General features: G+C 28.0%; 21 protein-coding genes, 4 tRNA genes, 3 riboswitches and 1 other annotated feature. Of the genes, 4 read left to right on the top strand and 21 right to left on the bottom strand.

From position 1 onward, the window contains the following. Positions 1–39 precede the first annotated feature (39 nt). The 12 genes from rpoC to GM111_RS00215 form a co-directional block, all read right to left on the bottom strand. The gene (rpoC, locus tag GM111_RS00270) at positions 40–4,011 is read right to left on the bottom strand and encodes a DNA-directed RNA polymerase subunit beta' (RefSeq protein WP_156298896.1); all 3,972 of its coding nucleotides are present in this window, start codon (positions 4,009–4,011) and stop codon (positions 40–42) included. 29 nt (positions 4,012–4,040) lie between these two features. Beyond that, complete coding sequence (gene rpoB / locus GM111_RS00265; protein WP_156298895.1) at positions 4,041–7,499, bottom strand: DNA-directed RNA polymerase subunit beta; 3,459 nt, start codon at positions 7,497–7,499, stop codon at positions 4,041–4,043. A 168-nt stretch (positions 7,500–7,667) separates the two neighbouring features. Continuing rightward, complete coding sequence (gene rplL, locus GM111_RS00260) at positions 7,668–8,033, bottom strand: 50S ribosomal protein L7/L12 (RefSeq protein WP_156298894.1); 366 nt, start codon at positions 8,031–8,033, stop codon at positions 7,668–7,670. Between the two features lie 35 nt (positions 8,034–8,068). Beyond that, positions 8,069–8,563: a 50S ribosomal protein L10 gene (gene rplJ, locus GM111_RS00255; RefSeq protein WP_156298893.1), complete on the bottom strand. Its 495-nt coding sequence runs from the start codon at positions 8,561–8,563 to the stop codon at positions 8,069–8,071. A 14-nt stretch (positions 8,564–8,577) separates the two neighbouring features. Then, positions 8,578–8,714 (bottom strand) — a sequence feature (ribosomal protein L10 leader region). A 13-nt stretch (positions 8,715–8,727) separates the two neighbouring features. Then, positions 8,728–8,810 (bottom strand) — tRNA-Leu (locus tag GM111_RS00250). 13 nt (positions 8,811–8,823) lie between these two features. After that, positions 8,824–8,899: transfer RNA gene (locus tag GM111_RS00245), tRNA-His, on the bottom strand. 12 nt (positions 8,900–8,911) lie between these two features. Then, positions 8,912–8,987: transfer RNA gene (locus GM111_RS00240), tRNA-Gly, on the bottom strand. Between the two features lie 6 nt (positions 8,988–8,993). Next, positions 8,994–9,070: transfer RNA gene (locus tag GM111_RS00235), tRNA-Pro, on the bottom strand. 141 nt (positions 9,071–9,211) lie between these two features. Further along, on the bottom strand, positions 9,212–9,949 hold the full coding sequence (locus GM111_RS00230; protein ID WP_156298892.1) for an ABC transporter ATP-binding protein: 738 nt from the start codon (positions 9,947–9,949) through the stop codon (positions 9,212–9,214). A gap of 11 nt (positions 9,950–9,960) precedes the next feature. Continuing rightward, the gene (locus tag GM111_RS00225) at positions 9,961–10,944 is read right to left on the bottom strand and encodes an ABC transporter substrate-binding protein (RefSeq protein WP_156298891.1); all 984 of its coding nucleotides are present in this window, start codon (positions 10,942–10,944) and stop codon (positions 9,961–9,963) included. Next, positions 10,941–11,690: an ABC transporter permease gene (locus GM111_RS00220; RefSeq protein WP_156298890.1), complete on the bottom strand. Its 750-nt coding sequence runs from the start codon at positions 11,688–11,690 to the stop codon at positions 10,941–10,943. Before GM111_RS00220 ends, GM111_RS00225 begins: the two co-directional genes overlap by 4 nt. Positions 11,691–11,730: 40 nt before the next feature. After that, positions 11,731–11,821, bottom strand: a riboswitch (TPP riboswitch). Between the two features lie 3 nt (positions 11,822–11,824). After that, a complete protein-coding gene (locus tag GM111_RS00215; RefSeq protein ID WP_156298889.1) occupies positions 11,825–12,721 on the bottom strand; it encodes a LysR family transcriptional regulator in 897 nt (298 codons plus the stop codon). 111 nt (positions 12,722–12,832) lie between these two features. Then, a riboswitch (purine riboswitch) is annotated at positions 12,833–12,932 on the top strand. Between the two features lie 50 nt (positions 12,933–12,982). On the opposite strand from GM111_RS00215, the gene GM111_RS00210 reads away from it, so the two are divergent. Further along, a complete protein-coding gene (locus tag GM111_RS00210; RefSeq protein WP_156298888.1) occupies positions 12,983–14,317 on the top strand; it encodes an NCS2 family permease in 1,335 nt (444 codons plus the stop codon). 78 nt (positions 14,318–14,395) lie between these two features. Continuing rightward, positions 14,396–14,495, top strand: a riboswitch (purine riboswitch). Positions 14,496–14,546: 51 nt separating this feature from the next. After that, entirely contained in the window at positions 14,547–15,881 is a 1,335-nt protein-coding gene (locus tag GM111_RS00205) for an NCS2 family permease (RefSeq protein ID WP_156298887.1), read from the top strand. 57 nt (positions 15,882–15,938) lie between these two features. Here GM111_RS00205 and tpx read toward each other — a convergent pair whose 3' ends face one another. Genes tpx through GM111_RS00190 form a run of 3 tightly spaced genes read right to left on the bottom strand, consistent with a single transcriptional unit; the run spans position 15,939 to position 17,996 of the window. Then, on the bottom strand, positions 15,939–16,433 hold the full coding sequence (gene tpx / locus GM111_RS00200; RefSeq protein ID WP_156298886.1) for a thiol peroxidase: 495 nt from the start codon (positions 16,431–16,433) through the stop codon (positions 15,939–15,941). An 8-nt stretch (positions 16,434–16,441) separates the two neighbouring features. Next, a complete protein-coding gene (locus tag GM111_RS00195) occupies positions 16,442–16,795 on the bottom strand; it encodes a hypothetical protein (protein WP_156298885.1) in 354 nt (117 codons plus the stop codon). Further along, positions 16,767–17,996, bottom strand: a complete 1,230-nt coding sequence (locus tag GM111_RS00190; protein WP_156298884.1) for a DUF1576 domain-containing protein — start codon at positions 17,994–17,996, stop codon at positions 16,767–16,769. Before GM111_RS00190 ends, GM111_RS00195 begins: the two co-directional genes overlap by 29 nt. Before the next feature lie 110 nt (positions 17,997–18,106). Here GM111_RS00190 and GM111_RS00185 point away from each other — a divergent pair, with 110 nt between their 5' ends. Together GM111_RS00185 and GM111_RS00180 are read left to right on the top strand one after the other, a co-directional pair. Next, positions 18,107–18,796: a copper homeostasis protein CutC gene (locus tag GM111_RS00185; protein ID WP_156298883.1), complete on the top strand. Its 690-nt coding sequence runs from the start codon at positions 18,107–18,109 to the stop codon at positions 18,794–18,796. Between the two features lie 27 nt (positions 18,797–18,823). Further along, the gene (locus GM111_RS00180; protein ID WP_156298882.1) at positions 18,824–19,516 is read left to right on the top strand and encodes a TetR/AcrR family transcriptional regulator; all 693 of its coding nucleotides are present in this window, start codon (positions 18,824–18,826) and stop codon (positions 19,514–19,516) included. Positions 19,517–19,537: 21 nt separating this feature from the next. Here the strand turns inward: GM111_RS00180 and GM111_RS00175 are convergent, their stop codons facing one another. The 6 genes from GM111_RS00175 to GM111_RS00150 all read right to left on the bottom strand — a co-directional run bounded on the left by GM111_RS00175 (position 19,538) and on the right by GM111_RS00150 (position 25,764). Then, a complete protein-coding gene (locus GM111_RS00175) occupies positions 19,538–21,151 on the bottom strand; it encodes an FAD-dependent oxidoreductase (RefSeq protein ID WP_156298881.1) in 1,614 nt (537 codons plus the stop codon). A 51-nt stretch (positions 21,152–21,202) separates the two neighbouring features. Next, entirely contained in the window at positions 21,203–21,769 is a 567-nt protein-coding gene (gene ahpC / locus GM111_RS00170; RefSeq protein ID WP_156298880.1) for an alkyl hydroperoxide reductase subunit C, read from the bottom strand. 97 nt (positions 21,770–21,866) lie between these two features. Then, positions 21,867–22,247, bottom strand: a complete 381-nt coding sequence (locus GM111_RS00165; RefSeq protein WP_156298879.1) for a hypothetical protein — start codon at positions 22,245–22,247, stop codon at positions 21,867–21,869. A 15-nt stretch (positions 22,248–22,262) separates the two neighbouring features. After that, positions 22,263–22,742: a type II toxin-antitoxin system death-on-curing family toxin gene (locus GM111_RS00160; RefSeq protein WP_156298878.1), complete on the bottom strand. Its 480-nt coding sequence runs from the start codon at positions 22,740–22,742 to the stop codon at positions 22,263–22,265. A gap of 66 nt (positions 22,743–22,808) precedes the next feature. Further along, positions 22,809–24,866, bottom strand: a complete 2,058-nt coding sequence (locus GM111_RS00155; protein WP_156298877.1) for a hypothetical protein — start codon at positions 24,864–24,866, stop codon at positions 22,809–22,811. Between the two features lie 520 nt (positions 24,867–25,386). Next, positions 25,387–25,764: a hypothetical protein gene (locus GM111_RS00150; protein WP_156298876.1), complete on the bottom strand. Its 378-nt coding sequence runs from the start codon at positions 25,762–25,764 to the stop codon at positions 25,387–25,389. Positions 25,765–26,086 lie beyond the last annotated feature (322 nt).

The raw sequence follows: 26,086 nt of genomic DNA, 5'->3' as shown, positions 1-26,086 counted from the left end.
TCTCCTAAGTAATATACAAGGGGACTAGCCCCTCATACATTATATTTTTTCTATAATTTCTTCTTCAACTTCACCTAAATCTAAATTAAGATCTTTATAGTTTTTAAATCCTGTACCTCCAGGTATTTTCTTACCTATAATTACGTTTTCTTTTAATCCTTCAAGTCTATCTACTTTTCCTTCAACTGCAGCATTTGCTAATACTTTTGTAGTTTCTTGGAATGAAGATGCTGATATAAAGCTTTCTGTATTTACAGCTGCTTTAGTTATACCTTGAATTACTGGTTCGTAAATTGCAGGTTTTTTACCTTTAGCAATTAAGATTTCATTTTCTCTTTCTATTACTTTCTTATCTACTAATTCATCTTCTAAGAATAATGAATCTCCAGATTCTTTAATTCTAATTTTTTGGAACATTTGTTTAACTATAATTTCTATATGTTTATCATTAACTGTAACACCTTGGCTTCTATATACTTCTTGTACTGATTCTAAGATGAACTGTTGAGCTTCAACTGGTCCTTTAATTCTTAAAATATCATGTGGTGATATAGGTCCTTCAGTTAATTTATCTCCAGCATTTACTATCATTTCATTTGAAACTACTAAATGCTCTCCTGCTGGTATTGAGTATTCTTCTATCATAGTATCTTTATCGATATCATGTATTTCAACAACCCTCATACCTTTCTTAGTCTTATCAGAGAATTTAATTCTTCCTCCAACATTTGCTAAGATTGCTTTACCTTTTAAGTTTCTAGCTTCGAATAATTCTTGAACTCTTGGAAGACCTCCAGTAATATCTTTATTTCCTCCACCAGTTTTTGGTAATTTACAAATGATATCTCCTGGTTTAATCATATCTCCTTCTCTGAATAATAAGTATGATCCATAGTTAATATCATATTCTTTGATTTTCTTACCTTTATCATCATAAACTATAACTCTTGGTTTAACTTGTGTACTTTCTATTGGTTTAATAGCTAGTCTTTCAGTAACATCATATTTAACGTCTACATTTTCTTTAATATAGATATCTCTAAATTCTATACGTCCAGCAACTGTTGAAATTGTTGGAGTTTGGAACGGATCAAATTCAATTAAAACTTGTCCTTTAGTTACTTTTTCTTTATCTTTAATTTTTAATACTGAACCTGAAGGTACTTCATAACGATATTTACCTAGAATTACTTTACCTGCTGAAGAAACAACAATTTCTCTTCCATCAGGATATGTAAATGTTTCAATATTTTCAAATTTAACTTTTCCATCTTCATCAGCTTTATAGTCAGATTGTACTTCTGAACCTGTTGCAACCCCTCCTGTATGGAAAGTACGCATTGTAAGCTGTGTACCAGGTTCCCCAATTGATTGAGCTGCAATAACTCCAACTGCTTCCCCTAATAATACTTCTTTATGGTTAGATAAATCTATTCCATAACATTTTTTACATACACCTTTATCTAATTTACATGTTAATGGTGATCTCATTTTAACGCTAGTTATATTTCTCTTAACTATTTCAGCAAGTAAATCTTTAGTAATTAAAGTATTAGCTTTAGCAATTACTTCTCCATTATCTACTAAATCTTCAGCTAAGAATCTTCCATAGATTCTTTCTTCTAATTTTTCTATAACTTTTCCTTCATAAGTTAAGTCACTAACTTCTATTCCATGGTTTCCACAACCACAGTCTTCTTTATTTACTATTAATTCATGAGAGATATCAACAAGTCTTCTTGTTAAGTATCCTGAATCGGCAGTTCTTAGGGCAGTATCTGCTAACCCTTTTCTCGCACCATGTGATGACATGAAGAACTCTAATACGTTTAGTCCTTCTCTAAAGTTCGCTTTAATAGGTATTTCTATAATTTCCCCTTTAGTATTTGACATCATTCCACGCATTCCTCCTAATTGACGAATTTGCGCAATAGATCCTCTGGCTCCAGAGTTTGCCATCATGTATACTGGGTTGAATTGATCTAGGCTGTCCATCATGGCTTTAGTTACATCATTTGTAGCCTTATTCCATACTTGAACTGTTCTTCTATATCTTTCATCATTAATAATTTCCCCTGCTTTATATGCATTTTCAATATCTACTACATCTTGATCTGCTTTAGCAAGTATTGCTTTTTTCTCAGCTGGAATTTGTAAATCTTCTATACCAACACTTACTCCAGCAAATGTTGCAAAGTGATATCCAAATTCTTTAATTTTATCTATTAATTCACAAGTTTTTTCAAATCCATATTGTTCATATAGACCTGCGATTAATTTACCTAACTCACCTTTACCGAAAGTAACTTCATAATTTCTAATTTCTTCTGGTAATAATTGGTTGAACATTATTCTTCCTGGTGTAGTTTTAATTATTTTCTCATTAATTCTTACATTAACTAAAGCATGTACTCCAACTTTTTCATTTTGGAATGCAGTGATTAATTGATCTATACTTGAGAAGTATTTACCTTCACCAATTTCTCCTGCTCTTTCTTTAGTCATATAGTAGCATCCCATAACCATATCTTGAGATGGAACTGCTATAGGTTTTCCACTTGAAGGAGCTATGATGTTATTAGTTGCAAGCATTAATAACTTAGCTTCAAGTTGTGCCTCAGGTGATAATACTAAGTGAACCGCCATTTGGTCTCCATCGAAATCGGCATTGAATGCAGAACATACTAATGGATGAAGTCTTATTGCTTTACCTTCAATTAATGTTGGTTCAAAAGCTTGTATTGATAATCTATGTAGAGTTGGGGCACGGTTAAGTAATACTGGGTGATTTTTGATAATTTCTTCAATTAATTCCCATACTGCTTCGTTTTCTTCTTCTACCATTTTTTTAGCTGTTTTAACGTTTGTCGCTATACTTCTTTTAACAAGTTCTCTCATTAAGAAAGGTTTGTATAACTCTAATGCCATTTTCTTAGGTAATCCGCATTGGTGAATTTTTAAGTTTGGTCCTACTACGATAACAGAACGTCCTGAATAGTCCACACGTTTTCCAAGTAAGTTTTGTCTAAATCTTCCTTGTTTACCTTTTAACATATTAGATAATGATTTTAATTCTCTATTTGATTGAGTAACAACTGGTTTTCCACGTCTACCGTTATCAATTAAAGCATCAACTGCTTCTTGAAGCATTCTTTTTTCATTTCTAATCATGATTTCTGGAGCATTAGATTCAATTAATTTTTGTAATCTAATATTTCTATTAATAACTCTTCTATATAAATCATTTAAATCACTTGTTGCAAATCTTCCACCATCAAGTTGAACAAGAGGTCTTAAATCTGCAGGTATTACTGGTAATATAGTTAAGATTAACCATTCAGGTTTATTCCCTGAAGTAATAAAGTCTCTAACTATTTTTAATCTTTTTACCATTTTCTTTCTTTTTTGAGTTGAAGTTTCTCCATCAATTTCATCTTCTAATTCTTTTTCTAAAACTGATAAATCTAATTCTTGTAATAATTCTAAGATACCTTCAGCTCCCATTTTTGCACGGAAAGATCCACTTTTATCACTTTCCATACATAATCTATATTGTTGTTCTCTAATAATTTGATATTTTTTGAATTCAGTATTTCCCCCATCAATAACTATATATCTAGAGAAATATAGAACTGCTTCTAATTCTTTAGTACTAATTCCTAAAAGTAAACTCATTTTATTAGGAGTTCCTTTAGAATACCAAATGTGAGCTATAGGAGTTGCAAGTTTAATGTGTCCCATTCTTTCTCTTCTTACTTTAGAAGTAGTAATAGTAACTTTACATTTTTCACATACAGTTCCTTTATCTTTCATTTTTTTATGTTTACCACATGTACATTCGTAATCTTTTGTTGGTCCAAATATTTTTTCACAGAATAGTCCATCTGGTTCTGGTTTTAATGTTCTATAGTTTATAGTTTCTGATTTAGTTACTTCTCCAAAAGACCATTCTAAAATCTTTTCTGGTGAAGCAAGTTTAATTTGAATACTATCAAAATCTCTTATACTCATCGAATATGAGCCTCCTTATTCTAGTTTTTTTATCCTTCGAAATTGTTATCTAATTCTATTCTTTCTCCCTCTTTATTATATAGATTTACATCTAATCCTAAAGATTGGAATTCTTTTACTAATACTTTAAATGATTCAGGGGCATCTGCTTCTGGCATTGCTTGTCCTTTAATTATTGATTCATAAGTCTTAGTTCTTCCGTTAATATCATCAGATTTAACAGTTAACATTTCTTGAAGGATATTTGATGCTCCATATGCTTCAAGAGCCCAAACTTCCATTTCCCCTAATCTTTGTCCACCAAATTGAGCTTTACCTCCAAGTGGTTGTTGAGTGACTAATGAATATGGTCCTATTGCTCTAGCATGCATCTTATCTTCAACTAAGTGGTGTAGTTTTAACATGTACATTCTTCCTACAGTTACTGGATTATCAAAATATTCTCCAGTTCTTCCATCTATTAGTTTAACTTTTCCAGTTCTAGGATATCCAGCTTCTTCTAAGTAATTCTTAACATCTTCTTCAGTTGCACCGTCAAATACTGGTGTTGCAATATATTTATCCATATCTCCAATAGCAAGTCCTAAATGTACCTCTAATACTTGTCCTATGTTCATACGAGAGGGAACCCCTAATGGGTTTAAACATACGTCAACTGGAGTTCCGTCTTCTAAATGTGGCATGTCTTCTACTGGTAACACACGAGATATAACCCCTTTATTACCATGTCTTCCTGACATTTTATCTCCAACCATTATTTTTCTCTTTTCAGCAACGTAAATTCTAACGACTTTATTTACTCCTGCTTTTAAGTCATCTTTATTTTCTTTAGATAGTACTAATACATCTACTACAGTTCCTTTTACTCCATGTGGTAGTCTTAGAGATGTATCTCTAACATCTTTAGCTTTTTCTCCAAAGATTGCTCTTAATAATCTTTCTTCTGCAGGTGGTTCACTTTCTCCTTTAGGAGTTACTTTACCAACTAAGATATCATCTGGTTCAACATATGCACCTACTCTAACTATACCGTTTTTATCTAAGTTACGTAATGCTTCTTCAGATACATTTGGTATTTCTCTAGTTATTTCTTCTTCTCCTAATTTAGTTGTTCTTGCTTCAATATCAAACTCTTCAATATGTAATGAAGTAAATACATCATCTTTTCTTAATCTTTCTGATATTAAAATTCCATCCTCGAAATTGTATCCTTCCCAAGGCATGAATGCAAGTAATATATTTTTACCTAATGCTAAGTCTCCACCAGCTGTCGATGGTCCATCTGCTAAGATGTCACCTTTTTCAACTTTAGCACCTAAATCTATAATTGGTTTTTGGTGTAAACACATACTTTGGTTTGATTTTTCAAAGTTTAATAATCTATGTAAGTGATCATCACCTTTTTCATCTGTTACTATAATCTTACTTGCATCAACATAAGTAACTTCTCCCTTAACTTTAGATACAAGTACTGCTCCAGAATCTATAGCAACTTTTCTTTCAAGTCCAGTTCCTACATAAGGAGCTTCTGTTTTTAATAATGGTACTGCTTGTCTTTGCATGTTTGATCCCATCAGTGCACGATTGGCATCATCGTGTTCTAAGAATGGAATTAATCCAGCTGATACTGAAACTATTTGTTTAGGCGATACGTCCATTAAATCAACTTGTTCTTTTCTTACGTGAACTATTTCATCACCATATCTACAAGTTACTTCATTATCTAGTAATCTGCCTTTTTCATCTATATTTGTATCCGCTTGGGCGATGAATAATCCTTCTTCTTCATCTGCTGCAAGATAGTTAATATCATTAAAGTCTGCAACACCATCTTTTACTTTAACAAACGGAGTTTCAATAAATCCATATTTATTTACTTTACCATAAGTTGATAATGATGCAATAAGTCCTATATTTGGTCCTTCTGGAGTTTCTATTGGACATACCCTTCCATAGTGAGAGTTATGAACGTCACGAACCTCGAATCCCGCTCTATCTCTTGATAATCCTCCAGGTCCTAATGCTGAAATTCTTCTCTTATGAGTTAATTCTGCAAGTGGGTTAGATTGATCCATGAATTGTGATAATTGTCCACTTCCAAAGAATTCTAAAATTAAAGCATTTAATGGTTTAGTGTTCAATAAACTTTGTGGTGTTAAAGTATTTATATCTTGAGTTTGCATTTTTTCTCTAACCATTTTAGACATTTTAGCAACTCCACCTTTAATTTGAATAGATAATAACTCTCCTACTCCTCTTACCCTTCTGTTTGATAAGTTATCGATATCATCTGTACTTCCTCCACCATTGTATAATACTTTTAGGTAATTGATAGTAGCAATTACGTCATTTTTAGTAAGAACTATATCTTGCTCATTAATTTCACCTTCAAGTTTTAATCTCTTATTGATTTTGTATCTACCAACTGGTGCAAAATCATATCTTTGAGGGTTAAAGAACATAGGTATAATTAAGTTATATGCACTTTCTACTGTAACTATGTCTCCAGGTTTTAATTTTTTGAATACTTCTACAACAGCTTCATCAGATGATTTAGTATGATCATCTTTAATTGATTTAGCTATCATTCTATCTTCAGGTTTAACTTCCCAAATAGTAATTTCAGATGTATTTAATTCTAATAATTTATCTACTATAATTTCATCTATAAAGCTTTCAGCTTCAACTACTATTTCTCCTGTTTTTTCATCTATTACATCTTCATTTACAAATGAACCTTCTATTTCAGTTCTAATAACACTTTTAGCATCTTCTATATTTTTATATTTTTTATAAATAGGTGCTAAATTGATTGTTTTAACTTCAAAGAATTCATCCATAATCTCAGCATTAGTTTCAAAGAACTTAACTGCTTTTAAGAATACTGATGCTAATACTTTTTTCTTTCTATCAATTTTCACATTTAAAACATCATTTTTATCTGTTTCAAATTCAAGCCATGTCCCTTTATATGGAATTATTTTACCAATAAACATATCTTTACCAGTTTGCATATTTAATTCTTTATTGAATGTAATCCCTGGTGATCTATGTAATTGAGAAACAACAACTCTTTCTGCTCCATTTATGATGAAAGTTGCTTTATCAGTCATTAAAGGTATATCCCCAAAATGTACTAATGTTTCTTTTATTTCTCCAGTTTTATTGTTTGTTAATCTTAAATTAACTTTTAATTGACCTGAATAAGTTTTTCCTCTTTTTTTACATTCTAACTCGTCATTTAATGGTGCTTCACTATCGTGTATTTCATACCCAAAATACTCTAATTTTAAAGTACCATTAGCAGATTCTATTGGGAATGTTTCTTGGAATATTGCTTCTAATCCTTTTAGTTCTCTTGCAGTATGAGATCTTTTAGTTTGTAAAAAATCTTCATAAGAATCTAATTGGAACTCTAAAAAATTAGGCATTTCTCCCCTATCTTTAATTTTCCCAAAACTATATCTTTTAATTAGTTTGTTATTCATTTTTTAAGTTTCCTCCTATGAAAAATATACCTTGATACACCGAAAATAATGTGTTAAATATAAAAATGATCAAAGTAAAAGATTTGAAATTTGAATTGTGTGTTATAAATGAGGAAAAAGACATCACGTATTTCGGATGTCTATTTCCCTATTTTTTTATATGATTTATTATTTTAATTCTACAGATGCTCCAGCAGCTTCTAATTTAGCTTTAATATCTTCTGCTTCTTCTTTTGAAGCTCCTTCTTTAACTGCTCCACCGTTATCTACTAAGTCTTTAGCTTCTTTTAATCCTAATCCTGTGATTGCTCTTACTTCTTTGATAACAGCTATTTTATTAGCACCTGCTCCTGTTAATACTACGTCAAAGTTAGTTTTTTCTTCAACTGCTTCAGCAGCTACTGCTCCTCCTGCAACTGCAACTGGTTGTGCTGATACTCCAAAAGTTTCTTCTATAGCTTCTACTACTTCTTTTAATTCTAATACTGTCATTGCTTTTAAATCTTCAATAAATTGTTCTTTATTAAATGCCATTTTAATTCCTCCTATTTTATTCTTGATATTTATTATTATGCTTCTTTTTGTTCTGCTACGTTAGATAATCCAACTGCTAACATTCTTACTGGTGATAATAATCCGTAAGCTATCATACCTAGTAATTCTGGTCTTGATGGTAACTTAGCTAATGCTTCTATTGTATTTTTATCAGCTACTTTTCCATCAACAATTCCACCTTTAATTTTTAATTTTTCACCTTTAAATTGTTGTGAGAAATCATAGATTAATTTTGATGGTGCAACTCCGTCTTCAAATCCTAAAGCAAATGATGTTGTACCTTCAGCTAATTCTTTTAACTCAAGATCTAAACCTACATTTTTTAAAGCTATTTGTACTAATCTATTTTTTGCTACAAAATATTCTACATTAGCTTTTCTTGCTTCACTTCTTAACTGTGTATCTTCATTAACTGTAATTCCTTTATAATCAACGAAAACAACTGCCTTTGCCTCTTTTAATTTTTCAGTTAACATTTCTACTGCTGCAATATTAGCTTTTGATGCCATATTGTTTCACCTCCTTATAAATAAAAAAACCACTAATATTAGTGGGCGAGGTTAAAAGTATATACTTTATCAATATATGTATTATACTCAGAACTCACCTCGGTAGGATTTACTTTATACCTACTGTCTTTAGTTTGTTCAAATGATTATTCATTTTAACAAAATGGTGCGCAAGGTGGGACTCGAACCCACACACCGAAGCACTAGATCCTAAGTCTAGCGTGTATACCAATTTCACCACTCGCGCATAAAATATATTATGGGGTGACCGACGGGACTTGAACCCGCGACAACCAGTGCCACAAACTGGCGCTCTACCAACTGAACTACGGCCACCATAAAAAAAAATGGAGCGGGAGACGAGGGTCGAACTCGCGACATTCAGCTTGGAAGGCTGACACTCTACCAACTGAGTTACTCCCGCATATAATGGTCGGTGTAACAGGATTTGAACCTGTGACCCCTTGCTCCCAAGGCAAGTGCGCTACCGAGCTGCGCTATACACCGTCATTATTACATGTCCTATTGACAAGAATTATATTACCATATTTAAAAAAGTTTGTCAACACTTTTTATAATTTTTTTTGATGTTTTTTTCAAACCCATATATTAAATAAGTATAGAGATTATTTCCCTATACTTATTATACTATTTTTTCCCTAATTCTACTAGTATTTTTTTCTTAAATTCTATAAATTCCATAGTAGTGTTATTTCTATTTTCTAAATCTATTTTTATTTCTTTAGATATCTTCCCAACACCATTATCTAAAGTCAATATATATATTCTATTAGATAACAATATCGCTTCATCTATATCATGAGTTATTAATAAAGTTGTTAAATTTAATTTCTTTCTAATATCCATATACCATTTATGTATACTTGCTTTAGTTATTAGATCTAGCGCTGAAAATGGTTCATCAAGTAAATTCATGTCATCAGAAAACATATATGTTCTCAAAAAAGCTACTCTTTGTCTTTGTCCACCTGATAATTCTTTTGGATATTTTTTCTCAAGGCCCTCTAATCCAAAGGTCTCAAGATTAGCCATAACTTTTTCATAGGCCTCCTTTTTCCCCATGCCTTTTATTATTAAAGGTAGTGCAATATTTTCCAAAACGTTTTTAAACTGTAGTAACAAGTCTTTTTGTAACATATAGCTCATCTTACCATTTTTACCTGTAACATCTTCATTATTTAATAATATCTTTCCACTATTTACAGGTATAATCCCTGCTACTGCATTAAATATAGTTGTCTTTCCACTTCCAGATAGGCCTATAACACTTACTAGTTCTCCACTATCTACATGAAAATTAATATCTTCAACTATAGTCTTTCCATCAAAAACAACACTTAAATCTTTAACTTCTAACTTTATCATAAGTTTTTATTTTATTCTCCTAAATATTTATTAGTAAATCCATAATCTTTTTCTATAGTATTTTCAAGTAATCCATTTTCGAATAACCAGTTATAGAATGTATTCCATCTTCCTGAATCTATATGTCCCCATTTAACACCTTCATCAACATATTGACCATTAATCCATTTTTGAGATTCTAATACTAAGTTTCTATCAAGTTCTGGTGCTTCTTTTAATAATATATCTACTGATTCTTCAACATTATCTATTGCATATAGGTAACCTTTTTCTATAGCTTTCATTAAATTCATAGCATCTTCTTCATGTGTAGCTAAGAAGTCATTATTAGCAATAATAACTGGTGTATAGTAGTCTAATTCTGGTGCAACTTTAACATCTAAGAAATTAAATTCTAAACCTGCATTTTTTAAAGCAATTCCATCCCATGCATAATAAATCCACGCAGCATCAGTATCAGTTTGTAAAGCTTTTAATACATCCCATGAATAAGGTATAACATTTACTTTTTCAAAACTTGCACCTTCATCAGCCATTAATTTATTTAAAATAGCTTGTTCAATTGGATCTTCCCAAGTTCCATAAGTTTTACCTTCTAAATCTTTAAATGATGTAATATTTTTATCTTTTAAAGATACAAGTCCTGATGTATTATGTTGTAAAATAGCTGCAATTGCAGTAACTGGTAATTTTTCTTTAGCTGCAAAATATTTAGCTAATGTATCTTGGAAACTTATTCCTACTTGTGCTTTACCTGTACCAATTAATTGAGTTGTACTTCCTTCAGGAGGTTGTACTATTTCAACATCTAAACCATATTCATTAAAGAAACCTTTTTCTTTAGCAACAAATAATCCAGTATGATTAGTATTAGGTACCCAATCAAGAACTATAGTAATTTTTTCTTTTGGTTTATCCTCCATCTTTCCAATTTCTTTTGTTCCACAACTTATTATTAAAATAAATGTGAATAGGATAGTTAGTAATTTTTTCATTTTTCCTCCCATTTAATTATATATTTTTCTAATTTAGAAACAAGTGTCATTAACAGCAAGCTAAGTGCTGATATAAAAAAGATAATTGCAAACATCTTATCAAAAGAATAAGACTTTCTAACACGAGTCATATAAACTCCTAATCCATAAAACCCTCCAAGCCATTCTGCTACTACAGCTCCTATAAGTGAATAAGAAACTGAAATTCTAAATCCAGCAAAGAAATAACTTAGTGAACTTGGCAATTTAACATGTATATATTCTTGAACCTTTGATGCACCCATTGATTTTAAAAGTATCAAACTTTCTTTATCAACAGATCTATAACCATCAAGTAATGCAACAGTTATAGGAAAAAAGGTTGTAAGAATAACAAGTAATATTTTCGAACTCATACCATATCCTAGCCATAATACTAATAAAGGTGCTATTGCAACCGTAGGTATAGTTTGAGTTATTATTAACATAGGCATAGTCGTCTTATACATAAATTCAAACCTATCCATTATTATAGATAGAACAAAAGCAAAAAACGTTCCCAAAAAAAATCCTGTAAAGGCTTCTACCATAGTATATTTAGTGTGCTTCATTATTAAAGGAAAATCCTTAATAAAAGCAAGCACCACATCTATAGGTGAAGGCAATAAGAATTTAGGAACTATTCTAAGCCCAGATAGTAATTGCCATACTATAAGGACAAGAAATATTAAATAATACCTTATTAATGTATCTAATATTTTTTTCATAAAAAAAACTTCCTTTCTGCAAAAGGAAGTAAATATTTTAAGCACAAAAAAAATACTTCCCTACGCCAGCATTATCTGTATCAGGTTAATGGGTATAATCTCAGCCTTTCACAGCACCCCAAGATTTTTATTATTTATTTTTTCTTTATTATACTATCTGTTTCAAATTTAATGTTATAATTTTTAAAGAATTCAACAAAGTTTGAAATCCAAGTCTTATTTTCATTTTCTTTAAGATAAACTAATTGGAATTTATCTTCAAGTTTATCAAATTCATGAACTAAATTCATTTTCTTTTCTTTTATTTCTTCATACACACAATAATATGGTAAAACACTTACACCCATGCCATTCATAACTAAGTTTTTAATAGTTTCATTACTCCCATTAACACTTATTTTTCTTTCAAATGTATGATTAATAATTTCTTCAAATTTTTCTATATATTTAGATGCAAGTTGAGTGTCTTTTTTTAACATACTCATATCTTTAATATCTTCAATATTCTTTATATGAGGTGGCGCTATAACAACAAAAGGGTATGTATCTGTTTGAACAAATTTAAGATCTTTTTCATCTACTATTTCTTCTTCCATCATAGCTATATCTATTATTCCATCTTTAATATGTTTTATTAAAGATGTACTATTTTTAATATATAGATCAAATTCGACTTCTTTATATTTCTTACTATAATCCGTTATTATTTTAGGAAGTACTGGTTCACCTATATTATGTGTTGCACCAACTACTATTTTAGCCTTATGATTTGCAACTATTTTTTTCATTTCATTTTCCATACGTGATATTTTATTAAAGATATCTTGTGACATTCTATATAACTCTTTTCCAGCAAAAGTTAATTTAAAACTTTTAGAATTTCTTTCTATTAATTGTGTTGACATAGAAAGTTCTAATTTTTTCAATTGTATTGAAACTGCTGATTGACTTATAAAAAGTTTTTTAGCTGCTTTAGTAAAACTCTTCTCATTACATGTTTCATAAAATATCTTTAAATGATGTATATCCAAACTATCACTCCTCTATTTTAAAAATATATTTTATTTATGTTTATATTATATATTATAAATGATTTCAAAATAAGTTTCAAGTTTAAATTTATATTTTACTTTTTTTTTATTTTATGATACTATATCTAAAATCGTATATCTCCTTATGGATGGCAAGGAAGTTTCTACCCTAGAGCCTTAATCTAGGACTACGAAAATTTTATTTACTTTCTTTTTTATTTTTAGTATATACGATTTAAAAATATAGAAGGGAGTTTTTTTATGAAAAATTTTTTTAAATTTGACATTTATGAAACTAATTTTAAAACTGAAGTGATTGCCGGAATCACAACTTTTCTAACAATGGCATATATTTTAGGAGTAATTGTTGGAATACTTAGTATTGCCGGTATACCAACACAATCTACATTTATTGCAACAGCAATATCTGCAGCTGTAGCCTGTATTTTTATGGGAATATATTCTAATTCGCCCATTGCCTTAGCCCCTGGAATTGGATTAACAGCTTTTTTTACTTTTACTGTAGTATTAACTTATGGTTATACATGGCAAGAAGGCTTAGCAATGGTTTTTATTTCAGGAATAATATTTTTATCTATCTCTCTACTTGGATTAAGAAAATTAATTGTAGAATCTATACCTGAAAGTTTAAAACAATCAATAGGAGCAGGAATAGGTTTCTTCATTGCTTTTATCGGATTAGTTAAAATGGGTGTAATTGTTGCAAGTCCTGCAACGCTTGTAACTCTTGGAAATTTAAAAAATCCAACTGTATTACTAGCTTTATTTGGATTATTTATCACAATAATCTTAATGAGTTTAGAAATAAAATCTGGAATATTCATAGGTTTTTTTATAACTGCAATAGTCGGTGTCATCCTAAATAAATTAGGAGTAGAAGGAATGCCTACAACTCCAACACAAATTGTTAGTTTTAAATTTGAAACCTTAGCATTTGGTGCCTTTATCGAAGGTTTAAAATCTATACTCACTAAACCACAAACTATAGTAGTTATTTTTACTATGTTATTTGTTGACTTTTTTGATACAGCTGGTACTTTAATTGCAGTAACAAATAAAATAAATGATAATGGCAAAAAAATATATAATATGGATAAAATGTTTTATTCTGATGCTATTGGTACAGTTATTGGTTCTATATTTGGTACTTCAAATGTTACAAGCTATATTGAATCATCAAGCGGTGTTGCTGTAGGTGGTAGAACAGGATTAACTTCTGTAGTTGTTGGTATCTTATTCTTACTTTCAACAATTTTTTCACCACTTTTAACTGTTATTTCAAGGATAGAGGTAAATGGATTATTTTTAGAGCCAGTAGTTGCACCATCTTTAGTAGTTGTAGGTATTTTAATGGCAACACAACTATCTAATGTTGATTGGCATGATTTTTCAACAGCAGCATCTGGTTTCTTTACTATAATTATAATGATTTTATCATATTCTATTGCAGATGGTATTGCAGCTGGATTTATAGTTTATGTTTTATCTAAAGTATTCACTAATAAAAAACATGAAATTGGAAAGATAATTTGGATATTATTTATAATATTTATAATTTATTTTATTACTAAATAAGAAGTTTAAAACTCTTTACTTTAAATTTTAAGGTAAAGAGTTTTTCATTTTAATTACTACTTGCTTTTAAAAAGTTTTTTATGATAAAATATAACAAATCGTATATCTCCTTATGGATGGCAAGGAAGTTTCTACCCTAGAGCCTTAATCTAGGACTACGAAGTTTATATTTACTTTCTTTTTTATTTTTAGTATATACGATTTAAAAATATTGAAGGGAGTTTTTTTTATGAAAAATTTTTTTAAATTTGACATTTATGAAACTAATTTTAAAACTGAAGTGATTGCCGGAATAACAACTTTTCTAACAATGGCATACATTTTAGGTGTAAATGTTGGAATACTTACTATAGCTGGTATTCCTGCAAATTCCGTATTTATTGCAACTGCAATATCCGCAGCTGTAGCATGTTTATTTATGGGCTTTTATTCTAATTCTCCTATTGCTCTTGCTCCAGGAATGGGACTAAATGCCTTCTTTACATTTACTGTTGTACTAACTTACGGATACACTTGGCAAGAGGCTTTAGCAATGGTATTTTTATCAGGAATAATTTTTTTACTTATTTCTTTATTAGGTTTAAGAAAATTAATAATCGAATCTATTCCTGCAAGCTTAAAACAATCTATAGGTGCTGGAATAGGATTTTTTATAGCATTTATAGGTTTGGTTAAAATGGGTATAATAGTTGCAAGTCCTGCAACCTTAGTAACACTTGGAAATTTCAAAAATCCAACTGTTCTACTTGCTCTATTCGGTTTATTTATAACACTTATACTTATGTCTTTAGAATTTAAATCTGCAATATTTATAGGTCTTTTTATAACTGCATTAGTTGGTGTTTTATTAAATAAAATTGGAATTACAGGAATGCCTAACACACCTACACAAATTATAAGTTTTGATTTTGATACTTCTGCTTTTGGAGCCTTTATTACAGGTTTAAAATCTATTTTAAGAAAACCAGAAACTATAGTCGTTATTTTCACTATGTTATTTGTTGACTTTTTTGATACAGCTGGTACTTTAATAGCTGTTACAAATAAAATTAATACTGATAATACCAAAGAGTACAATATGGATAAGATGTTTTATTCTGATGCAATAGGAACAATAGTTGGTTCAATCTTTGGAACTTCAAATGTAACAAGTTATATTGAATCTACAAGTGGAGTTGCTGTAGGCGGAAGAACTGGTTTAACATCTATAGTAGTTGGAATCTTATTCTTACTTTCAACTTTATTTTCACCTCTTTTAACTGTAATAGGTAGTATAGAAGTAAATGGCGCATTCCTAGAACCAATAGTTGCACCATCTTTAGTAGTTGTAGGTATTTTAATGGCAACACAACTATCTAATGTTGATTGGCATGATTTTTCTACTGCAGCATCTGGATTTACTACTATTATCATTATGATATTATCATACTCTATAGCTGATGGAATTGCAGCTGGATTTATAGTTTATGTATTATCAAAATTATTTACTAAAAAGAAAAATGAAATTGGAAAAGTTGTTTGGGTATTATTTATAATATTCTTATTACACTTTATATTGAAATAATATACAATAAATAAAAACATCCTTTTTTTGAAAAATTCAAGAAAAGGATGTTTTTATTTATAAAGTATTTAATACAGATAATGCTTTCTCATAATCTGGTTCACTTTTAATCTCTTGGCAAACTTCAATATATGCTATCTTACCTTCTTTATCTATTACAAATACTGCTCTTGCTAAAAGTCTTAATTCCTCTATTAACATTCCATATTTCATTCCAAAGTCAACATCCTTATGATCTGAAATAGTAATAGCATTTTCAATTCCATTTACAGAACAATATCTACTTAAAGCAAATGGTAAATCATTTGAAACAGTTATTAAAACCGTATCTTCAAATTTTGATATTTCATGGTTAAATTTAGTTGCCTGCATAGCACAAATACCTGTATCAATAGACGGGAAAGAAGTTAAAACTATTTTTTTCCCTAAATAATCTGAAAACTTAAATTCACTCATATCACCTTTTACAGCTTTAAAATTTGGCGCCATCTGTCCAATCTTTACTTCATTTCCAATTAATGTAATTGGATTACCACCCATAGTTATTTTCATTTTTCCTCCTATATTTTAGACAATTTGTCTTTTTTTATTTCTATAATAAAAACTAGTTCATTATTTTCATAGAATATACCTACATTATCTGCGAGTAAAAAAAGTAATTCTAGTTCATCTTCTTCAAAAGCTTCTCCCATAAGTTCCCAGTAAAAATCATATTCTCTATCCTTATGATTAGCTAGTTTTGAATGTATTTCTTCTAATTCTTTTTGAGTTATCTTCATTTTTGAACTAGCTATAATTTGAAAAAAATTATCTTTATCTTCAATATCCACTCTTATCTTTAATCCTTTTTTAGATAAAAAATACTTGAGCAATTCATCTGTCATCTTAATTATTATCTTTTCTTGTTCTAACAATATCTATCACTCCTTTTATTTCTTCTACTATTGGAACATATATTGAGGAAATAATCCCAGCAGCAAGACCGTTATTATATAAATTCATACCCCCATGTATCGTTCCAATTCTTGTAGCAACCGCAAAATGTAGCATACCTACCAATATCCCTAACATTATTCCAAATTTCCCTGCAATTGGTGCAAGTGTAGTTGAAAAAAATACCGTCATTAAAAGTATTGTTAAATCTACTCTTGTATTAGTAATAAAATACATAAATATTACCCCAAACATTATGGGAATAATGTTTTTAGTATGTTTACCAAAACCACCAAATGCAACCACTGTTAACATTCCACATATTACAGGTCCATTAAAAACCTTAAAACATATTGAAAATACAAGACAAATTAATCCTATAGTTCCCATGTTAAAAAAAGAAGCATAAAATCCTTCTTTATGTACAAAATCTGTTACAAGTCTACCAGTATGAGTATGTATACTTTTGACATTTTCAAGAATTTTTTTATCATTTATATAACCAATAAATAACATATATATGTATAAGATAAAAAAATAAATAAAAGTTGAATTATAAAAAGTATTAACATAATTTTTATTAATATCAAATTTAATTCCAAATGACAATACTATTGAATAAATTATTATACCAAATAATCCACCAGCAAAACCTGTATTATATAAATTATAACCTCCATGATATAATAAAGTATGCTTAGTGACTATAGGCATTAAAAATCCTATAATTATCCCTAATATTATTCCTAAAAAACCTAAACTTGATACTATAGGAGCAAGTGTTGTACTCATCATTGCTATTGGAACTATACTTTTAAATTCTTTACCTATAAATCTAGAATAAAAATATGACCCAATATAAAACGGTAATATATTATAAATATTTTTACCCATAAAACCAAAAGATAAAATTAATAATACCGATACAATTAATAATCCGTTTATTTTTAAATCATATTTATATATTAACCAAATATTAAGTAAACAAATTATTCCTGCATTAAAAAATGCTGCACCTCGATTTGCAATGTAAAAATAATCTGACACTAATATATTATTCGTCATAATTATTCTTATCATCCCATCAAATATTTCAAAAGGGTTATTTAAAATAAAAGCATAAATTAACATTGAAAAGGGTATTATAGAAAGATAGATGTATTCTTTTGTTTTTTCTTTCAATTTTTACCTCCAAATATATATATTAGATTATACCTTATATATATAAAATAATGCAAATTAATTATTTTTTTATCTTTTATTTTAAGGTATAATATAAATGGAGGTATAAAATGAAAATAGAAATATGTGCAGGTAATATAGAAGATATTATTATAGCTGAAAAAATGAATATAGATAGAATAGAACTAAATCAAGGTTTAAGCACTGGTGGTCTAACTCCTTCATATGCATTGGTTAAAAGAGCATTAGAAATATCATCTAAAGACATAATTGTAATGATTAGACCTAGAGAAGGGAGTTTTACATACACTATTGAGGAGTATCAGATTATGAAAGAAGATGCAATTAATTTTTTAAAAATGAATATTAAAGGAATAGTATTTGGTTTTTTAAATGAAGATAGATCCATTGATATTGAAAAAACTAAAGAATTTATAGAGCTTGCTAAAAACTTTAACAAAGAAGCTATATTTCATAGAGCAATAGATGTGAGTAATGACTATCAAAATAATTTAAAATTATTAACCAAACTTGGTATCACAAGAATATTAACTTCTGGTGCTGCAACAAATGCTACCTTAGGCATAGAAAATATTAAAAAAGCAATAGAACAAAAATTTCCTATTATCATAGGTTGTGGTATAAATAAAGATAACATCCATTTATTTAAAAACTTAGGAGCAAAAGAAATACATGGCTCTTTTTCAAAAAAAATACCTAATAAATATCATATAGATTTTGGAAATTATTCTATTTTAGACCAAAATGTCGTATTAACTATTGACTTTAATACTTTTTAATATTAAACTATACTTGAGGTGAATAAAATGGAAAAGAAAAAAACACTGAAGGAAAAAAAACAAAATGTAATTGTACAAAGTGCAAATCTTTTTTTTAAAAAAGGTTATGTAAATACTGGTGTACAAGATATTTTAGATGTTTGTAATATACCAAAAGGCTCATTTTATTACTATTTTAAAAGTAAAGATGATCTACTTTTACATGTAATAGAATATCATAGAGATAATATACTAGAACTATTTGAAAAAACAGTCGATGATTTATCTATATATAAACTAAAATCATTTTTCTCTATATTTTTAAATAATATTGCAATTATAGAAATTGAAGATAATATTAATGAAGAAGAAGAAAAAGTTATAAAAAAAGAAAATAACTTACTATTTGATAATAACCTATTATATTATAAAACTAAAAAATTTTATGGTGGATCACCTCTAGGTAATTTAAATTCAGAGCTATCAAATTTAAGTGATGAAATTAATAACAAAATTGTAGACGCCTATTTTCAAATTGAAAGTAGAATATATTTCTTTTTAGAAACTTTAAGTATAGTGCATAATAAGTATAAATCAGAATTTATAGATTATTATACGTATCTTCTAGTTAATAATCTCGAAGGAACTTGCTTAAAACTAAAAAGAATGAGAAATCAAGAACCTATAGAGGAATTTCTAAAGTTCTTTGACATTCTAATAGATAAAATGATTCATGATTAATAAAGGCAGCTAATTGGCTGCCTATTTAATTACCTCTATAATTTCTTCTATTCCTTTTTCTCCAAAATATACTTTATCTTCAATTATCATAGCTGGTACACTCATAATATTGTATTTATCTTTAAACTCTGGAAATGAGAATATATTTATCACTTCTACATCAATATTATTATTAATTGTAGCAATTTTTTGTGTAGATTGCACTACTTTTGGACATTTAGTACATGAAAGTGATATACCAACTTTAATACTTACTTTCTTATCAACTTTATTAATATTATCAATTCTATCTTGTGTTAAAGGTTGACCAGGTCCTGCAACATTATACATACCTAAAATAAATGAATTTAACTCATGACCCCCAGGTATAGTAGAATATTTAATCCCTGAAAATTCTCCTGATTTATCTAAAATAGCTATAGTTGGTGTTTTTTCAAGTTTAATTTTAGCTTCTACTTCAGGATTATCTCCTTTATTTAATATCGTAAGTTTAATTTTATCTGAACAATTTGCAATATCAGTTACTGCATTTAATATATCATTATTTTCAAAATGACTTCCATCTCCAACATATACAAGTTCTATACTATTACTAAATTTTGAAGCAACTGCACTAAGTTGAGCTTTTAAATTCTCATCTAAGAATACTTTTTTCTCTATTACAGTTTCAACAACATTTTCTTCTTTTTTTTGCAATCCTAAATGTTCTCTTAATTCATATACATATTTTTCAATACTTGTAGAAGCTATAGCACCATCTGCTACTGCTGTAACTACTTGTCTTAAACTTTTAGGTCTAATATCACCTGCAGCATAAATACCTCTAATATTAGTTTCTAATAATTCATTTGTTGGTATAAAGCCATTTTTATCAATTTCTACATGTCCCTTAAATATATCTGATATAGGGGCATATCCAACAAAAACAAATACTCCAAATGTTTTGTCTGTATTAAGTTCTGTTATTTCTCCAGTAATATTATTCTTAAATATAGCTTTTCTTGGTTTAGTATCTCCAATTAATTCTAGTAATTCTGTATTGAATTTAATATTAATCTTTGGATGAGCTTTTACTTTATCCGCTATAGATTTAGCACAAGTAAATTCTGGTTCTCTTGCAATAATCGTTACACTCTTACCATATTTAGTTAAAAACATAGCTTCTTCTGCTGCAGCAAATCCTGCTCCTATAACATAAATATCAAGTCCTGTAAAAAATTCTCCATCACAAGTTGCACAATATGCTACTCCTCTTCCTGTAAATTCTTCTTCACCTTTAAATCCAAGTTTTCTTGGCGCTGCACCTGTTGCAATAACAACCGATAATGCTTCATATTCATTATTTAGTGTTTTAACTACTTTAATATCTTCACTAAAATTCATATCCATAACTTCTTCAGTAACAAAATTAACACCAAAAGAAATAGCCTGTTCTCTCATATCTTTCATTAACTTAGCACCAGTACTTTTCGCTATACCTGGATAGTTAACTATTTCATCAGTTATAGCTATTTGTCCACCTTTATTATCTTTTTCTAAAATTAGTACATCAAGTTTTGAACGACCTGCATATATTCCTGCACTAAGTCCTGCTGGCCCACTTCCTATTATTATTAAATCATAAATTTTTTTCATAATTATCCTTTCAAAAAAGAGGGATATTAAAAAATATCCCTTTTATATATCTTAAAGTTCTCCAACTAAATCAATACTTGGAATTAAAGTTTCATCTCCAGGTTTCCATTTTGCAGGACAAACTTCTCCATGTTCTTCAACAAATTTTGCACCTTGAACTTTTCTTAATAATTCTTTTGCTTCTCTTCCTATACCGTTATCATGTATTTCAAACGCTTTAATTATACCTTCTGGATTTACTACAAAGCTTCCTCTTAAAGCCATCCCTTCTTCTTCTATCATAACATCAAAAAATCTAGCTAAAAATCCAGTTGGATCTGCAAGCATAGTGTATTCTACTTTAGATATTTTGTCTGAATGATCACTCCATGCTTTATGAACAAAGTGTGTATCACATGAAACAGAATATATTTCACATCCTTCTTGTTTAAAAGCTTCATAGTTATCTTGTAAATCTTCTAATTCTGTAGGACATACAAAAGTAAAATCTGCTGGATAAAATACAAATACTGACCATTTTCCTAAAATATCTTTATCTGTAACTGTTAAGAAATCTTTTTCACCCTTTCTAAATGCTTTTACTGAAAATTCTGGTAGCTTTTTACCAATTAATGCCATAACATTCCCTCCTCTAAATTCATTTTATTTTTGTAATTATTACAATTTTATTTTACAATAATTTCAAAAATAAATCAATAATAGTGAAAAGTATATTTTATTTTTCTAACATAAACAAAGCTATTTTAGTATATACATTATAATACTCAAAAATTATATCAGTAATTAAAATAAAAATTATGAAAAAAAGAAATATTAATATCATAATTTTAAAAATTAAAAAAGGTAAATTTTCCATTTTATCTACAACTTCCTTATAATTTTTAGATATTTTTTTTAATTTTTTTATATTTTCTTTTTCCTCCTTACTATATTCTTTTTCATAACTCATCAGTATTATTACATCACAATTTATATCATATTTATTTATAAATTCTATTGCATATTTCGCATTTTCATATCTACAAAATATTTCTACATTTTTTTCATCATTTAATTCAATAATATCATAATTACTCTCATTAATTATATATCCCATATTTCCCCTCCCTAATTATTTTATCATTTTTAAAATTAAATTTATCATTAATTCTTTTTCAAAATTTGATGAATGGGCTATCAAAAGAACTAATGGAACTAACATTTTTTTATCTATTTCCTCAATATTATTCATTGATAAGTAATAAATAAATACTGCTGTAGCAATACGTTTACATCCATCTACAAAAGGATGATCTTTTATTAAAAAATAAAGTAAATTAGCTGCTTTTTCTTCTACACTTTCATATATTTCTATTCCAAAACTACTTTGGTATATATTATTTAATATACCCTGAACTATACCTTTTTCTTTTTCCACTCCAAAAACATTTGAACTTTCACTAAAATTCATACTATTTATTATTTTAAGAACATCTTCATAACTAATCTTATATTTTTCCAGAGTATTATTTGTTGTTTTTTCAATACATTGATGATCATAATCATCTAATAATTTAAGTGTATATTCAAGCTCATTTAATTTTTTTTTCAATTTATTCAACTCCTGTATTTTTATTTAAAATTATATCTTACTATTATTTATATAAAAGAAATAAAGTTAATCTTCTATTGTGTTTTCTAAAATATATCTTAATTCTTGAATATAATCCTCTTCAGAAATATTATATATTTTTTTTCTTTTCATAATTTCATCTTCTATAATATCAATTAATATAGTTCTAGCAAAAACTTCTTTTCTCTTAGATTTATACATTTCATATAAAAAAGCTTGCGTTAAAACCTCCGATAATCTATTAACAATTTTCTCAAATTCTATTTTATTTATTAGATATTCATCAGATAACTTCTCTAATTCTTTTTGTATAATTTCAACTAACATTACTACATCATCTTCAATTATATAATCAGTAATTTTCTTAGAAACTTTACCACTAATAAAAGAACCTACTGCTGTACCTATTAATCCACCTACAATAGTTATACCACCACTTGCAATCCCTGCTGCACCTACTACTGCTGCTCCTCCTAAATATCCTAATATCCCTCCACCAACAGAACTTGTATTATTTATCAGATTTTTAAACAGCTGTTTTCCTGATATTTTACCACTAAATATTCTATAAAAATCTCCAGCTGATAAAATTACAACTGATACCGCTCCTGTAATAGTATTACTTCTTAACATTTTTGCAGCACTTTTCATAGCCGCTACACCATAAATATTGCTACCTGTCCTAAATGCATTACTAATTAAAGCTGCTCCTTTTGGTCCTATAGTTGCAACTACTGCTTCAGAACTAGAAACTAGTGCACTATTTAATCCTGCTCTTGCAAGTTGTGCTGAAAGTACACTAGTTATGAAAGTTACGCCTCCTACTCTAATACCAGTTAAAGCTGAAATTTGTAATGAAGTTTTAAGGTCATTTCCAGCCCAAATTGATCTTGCAAATTCAACTGTTGCACTAATACCAAAAACTGTCGTTGATATAATAGCTCCATTAGTTGCATCAAATTTTATTGAATCAATAGTTCCTGCCTTTGCAATATTTTTAGCTTGTTGATAAGTAATACTTCCTTTTTTTATAATATTTTTTGCTTCTTTAGGATCAGTTACATTAGGTATTTGTCCCTTTTTAATTCTTTCTTCCATTGCAAATATTGCATCATCATATTTATCAGATGGTACTTCTATCTTCATTATACTTCCATCATTTGCAATATATCTAAATTTACCATCACTGAAACATTCTGAAATACATTCACTTCCAGTTTTACAATATTTTGTTTGAATATTTACTCCATTTACTATTCTATCTGCACCATTTTTTATTATTCTATTAGTTTCTGGATCTATATCTTCTCCCACTAATTGAACTTCATTTCCACCAAAGAAGTCAAAATTATTTATCTTATCATATAAATGATTAGCTTGCTCTGCTGCAAATCCATGTCCTCTTGGTGTATTAAATTTATCCATCCCATATATAGTACTCGCATTACTAATATTACCAAAAATTATTGATTCAACATTTCTTAAATCTTCTTTTTCAATATTTAAATCAAATTTACGATAATTTTGCCTATTACCAAACTTACAATAAACTTTAATTAAATCATCTATCATTTTTTCTCTATCTTTTTTGCTATTGATAACATACTTTAATTTATAATCTATATATATTTCAAGAGCACCAAATTCATTTTTAATGACATCTGTTAATAATGAATTATTATAATATTTTACATCATTCATATATAATAAATCTAGAGCTTCTAATATCGTTTCATCTTCTTCATTATAATAATTTTTTGATATACTTATCCAATCTATTCTTGTTCTTTTTACTTCATATCTTGAATTTTTATATATAGAGTAGTCATCTCCTACATAATTTTTTATTTTACTAATAAGCTTTTCAATATCTGATATCATAGACTTAATATCATCATTTTTACGTGCAATAAAAACAAGCTTATTATCAACAAATATTTCTAAATTTCCACTTTCATTTAATAATATATCCGTTAATAAGGAATCATATCTATAACTAATGTCATATTCATCAATTATATCAATTTCTTCTAATATTGTTTCATCTTCCATCTCAAGATATATATTTGAAATTCTTTCCCAATCAAATATATTCAAATCCATTATACACCTCATTTTCTATGTAATCGTTATCCGTTGATTTATCTTACATTAAATTAATATTGTAGTCAACAAAATCTAACCGAATTTTTTTACTCTTTATCCATTTTTTTTAAAATATTCATTATATTATAAACATAAAAATGTACCTACAAACTTTAATAAAAGCAAACACAAAGTTTTTCGGTATATTTCTGACACCTATTTTTACAATTATTTTATTAAACTAAATTATATAATCAAAATCAAATACATAACTATCTTGGCCATCCTCCCCAATTCGGGTTTAAATCTTCATCATATGATGGTTCATCATCTGGTCCCATTACATAAATTCTATCTAATAACATATATTTCACCTCCTATTAAATATATCACAATATATCTTATGCAAATATTAATGTAATAAAAAAATGATTTCTAATAATTTAAGCAACAATAACTGTTCTATTACTATAAAAGTTTTTGTAACAATAAATTATTTCTACAACTTAATTATCTATAATTTAAATACATTATATTTTTATCCAAAGAATTGTTTTATTGTATTGCTTTTTTCATCTTCATGTTTTATAACAAAATCTAATGCATCTTCAATCGATAATAACGCTTCTTTAATTGTATCAGAATCATCAAATATATATTTTTTCCCTTTATGTTCAATAAAAAGTTGATTATCATTAATATATATATTTGTTTCATAAATACAGTCAGAATTTAAATAATCGTTATAGCATGAAATTTCTAAAAATTCTTCTTCATTTTCATTTAAATCATTGATTTTATTATATCTATTACTTAGATCCAACCAATCAAATTCTATTTCTTTTTTTAATATTATTTTTTTTAACAAAGATTTCAAATCTTCTTTTTCTTCTTTTTTCAAATCTAATATCTTCATATTTTTTCACTTTCCTTCTTTATTTATACATATATACTATCATTATTTTTTAATTTAAAAAAGGAACAATAATTAAAAAAAATCACAGTCCTAACAAAATTTAAACTATGATTTTATTATGTTTTTTCATCAATCTTCTCTTATTAATTTTTCAAAAAAAGAACAACCAAATAAAAAATCCTTATTATATTGGAATAGCATTCGTACTTACTCATATACATTCAAAGAAGGGCAAGGAATAGCAGTTTCAATCCTTATTATATTGGAATAGCATTCGTACATATTTCCTTTACTAAAAAATTAGCAGGAGTTTTGTTTCAAT

Origin of the sequence: Streptobacillus canis (assembly GCF_009733925.1) — a bacterium.
Classification (GTDB): Bacteria; Fusobacteriota; Fusobacteriia; order Fusobacteriales; family Leptotrichiaceae; genus Streptobacillus; species Streptobacillus canis.
This window is presented reverse-complemented; position numbering and strand designations above follow the sequence as displayed.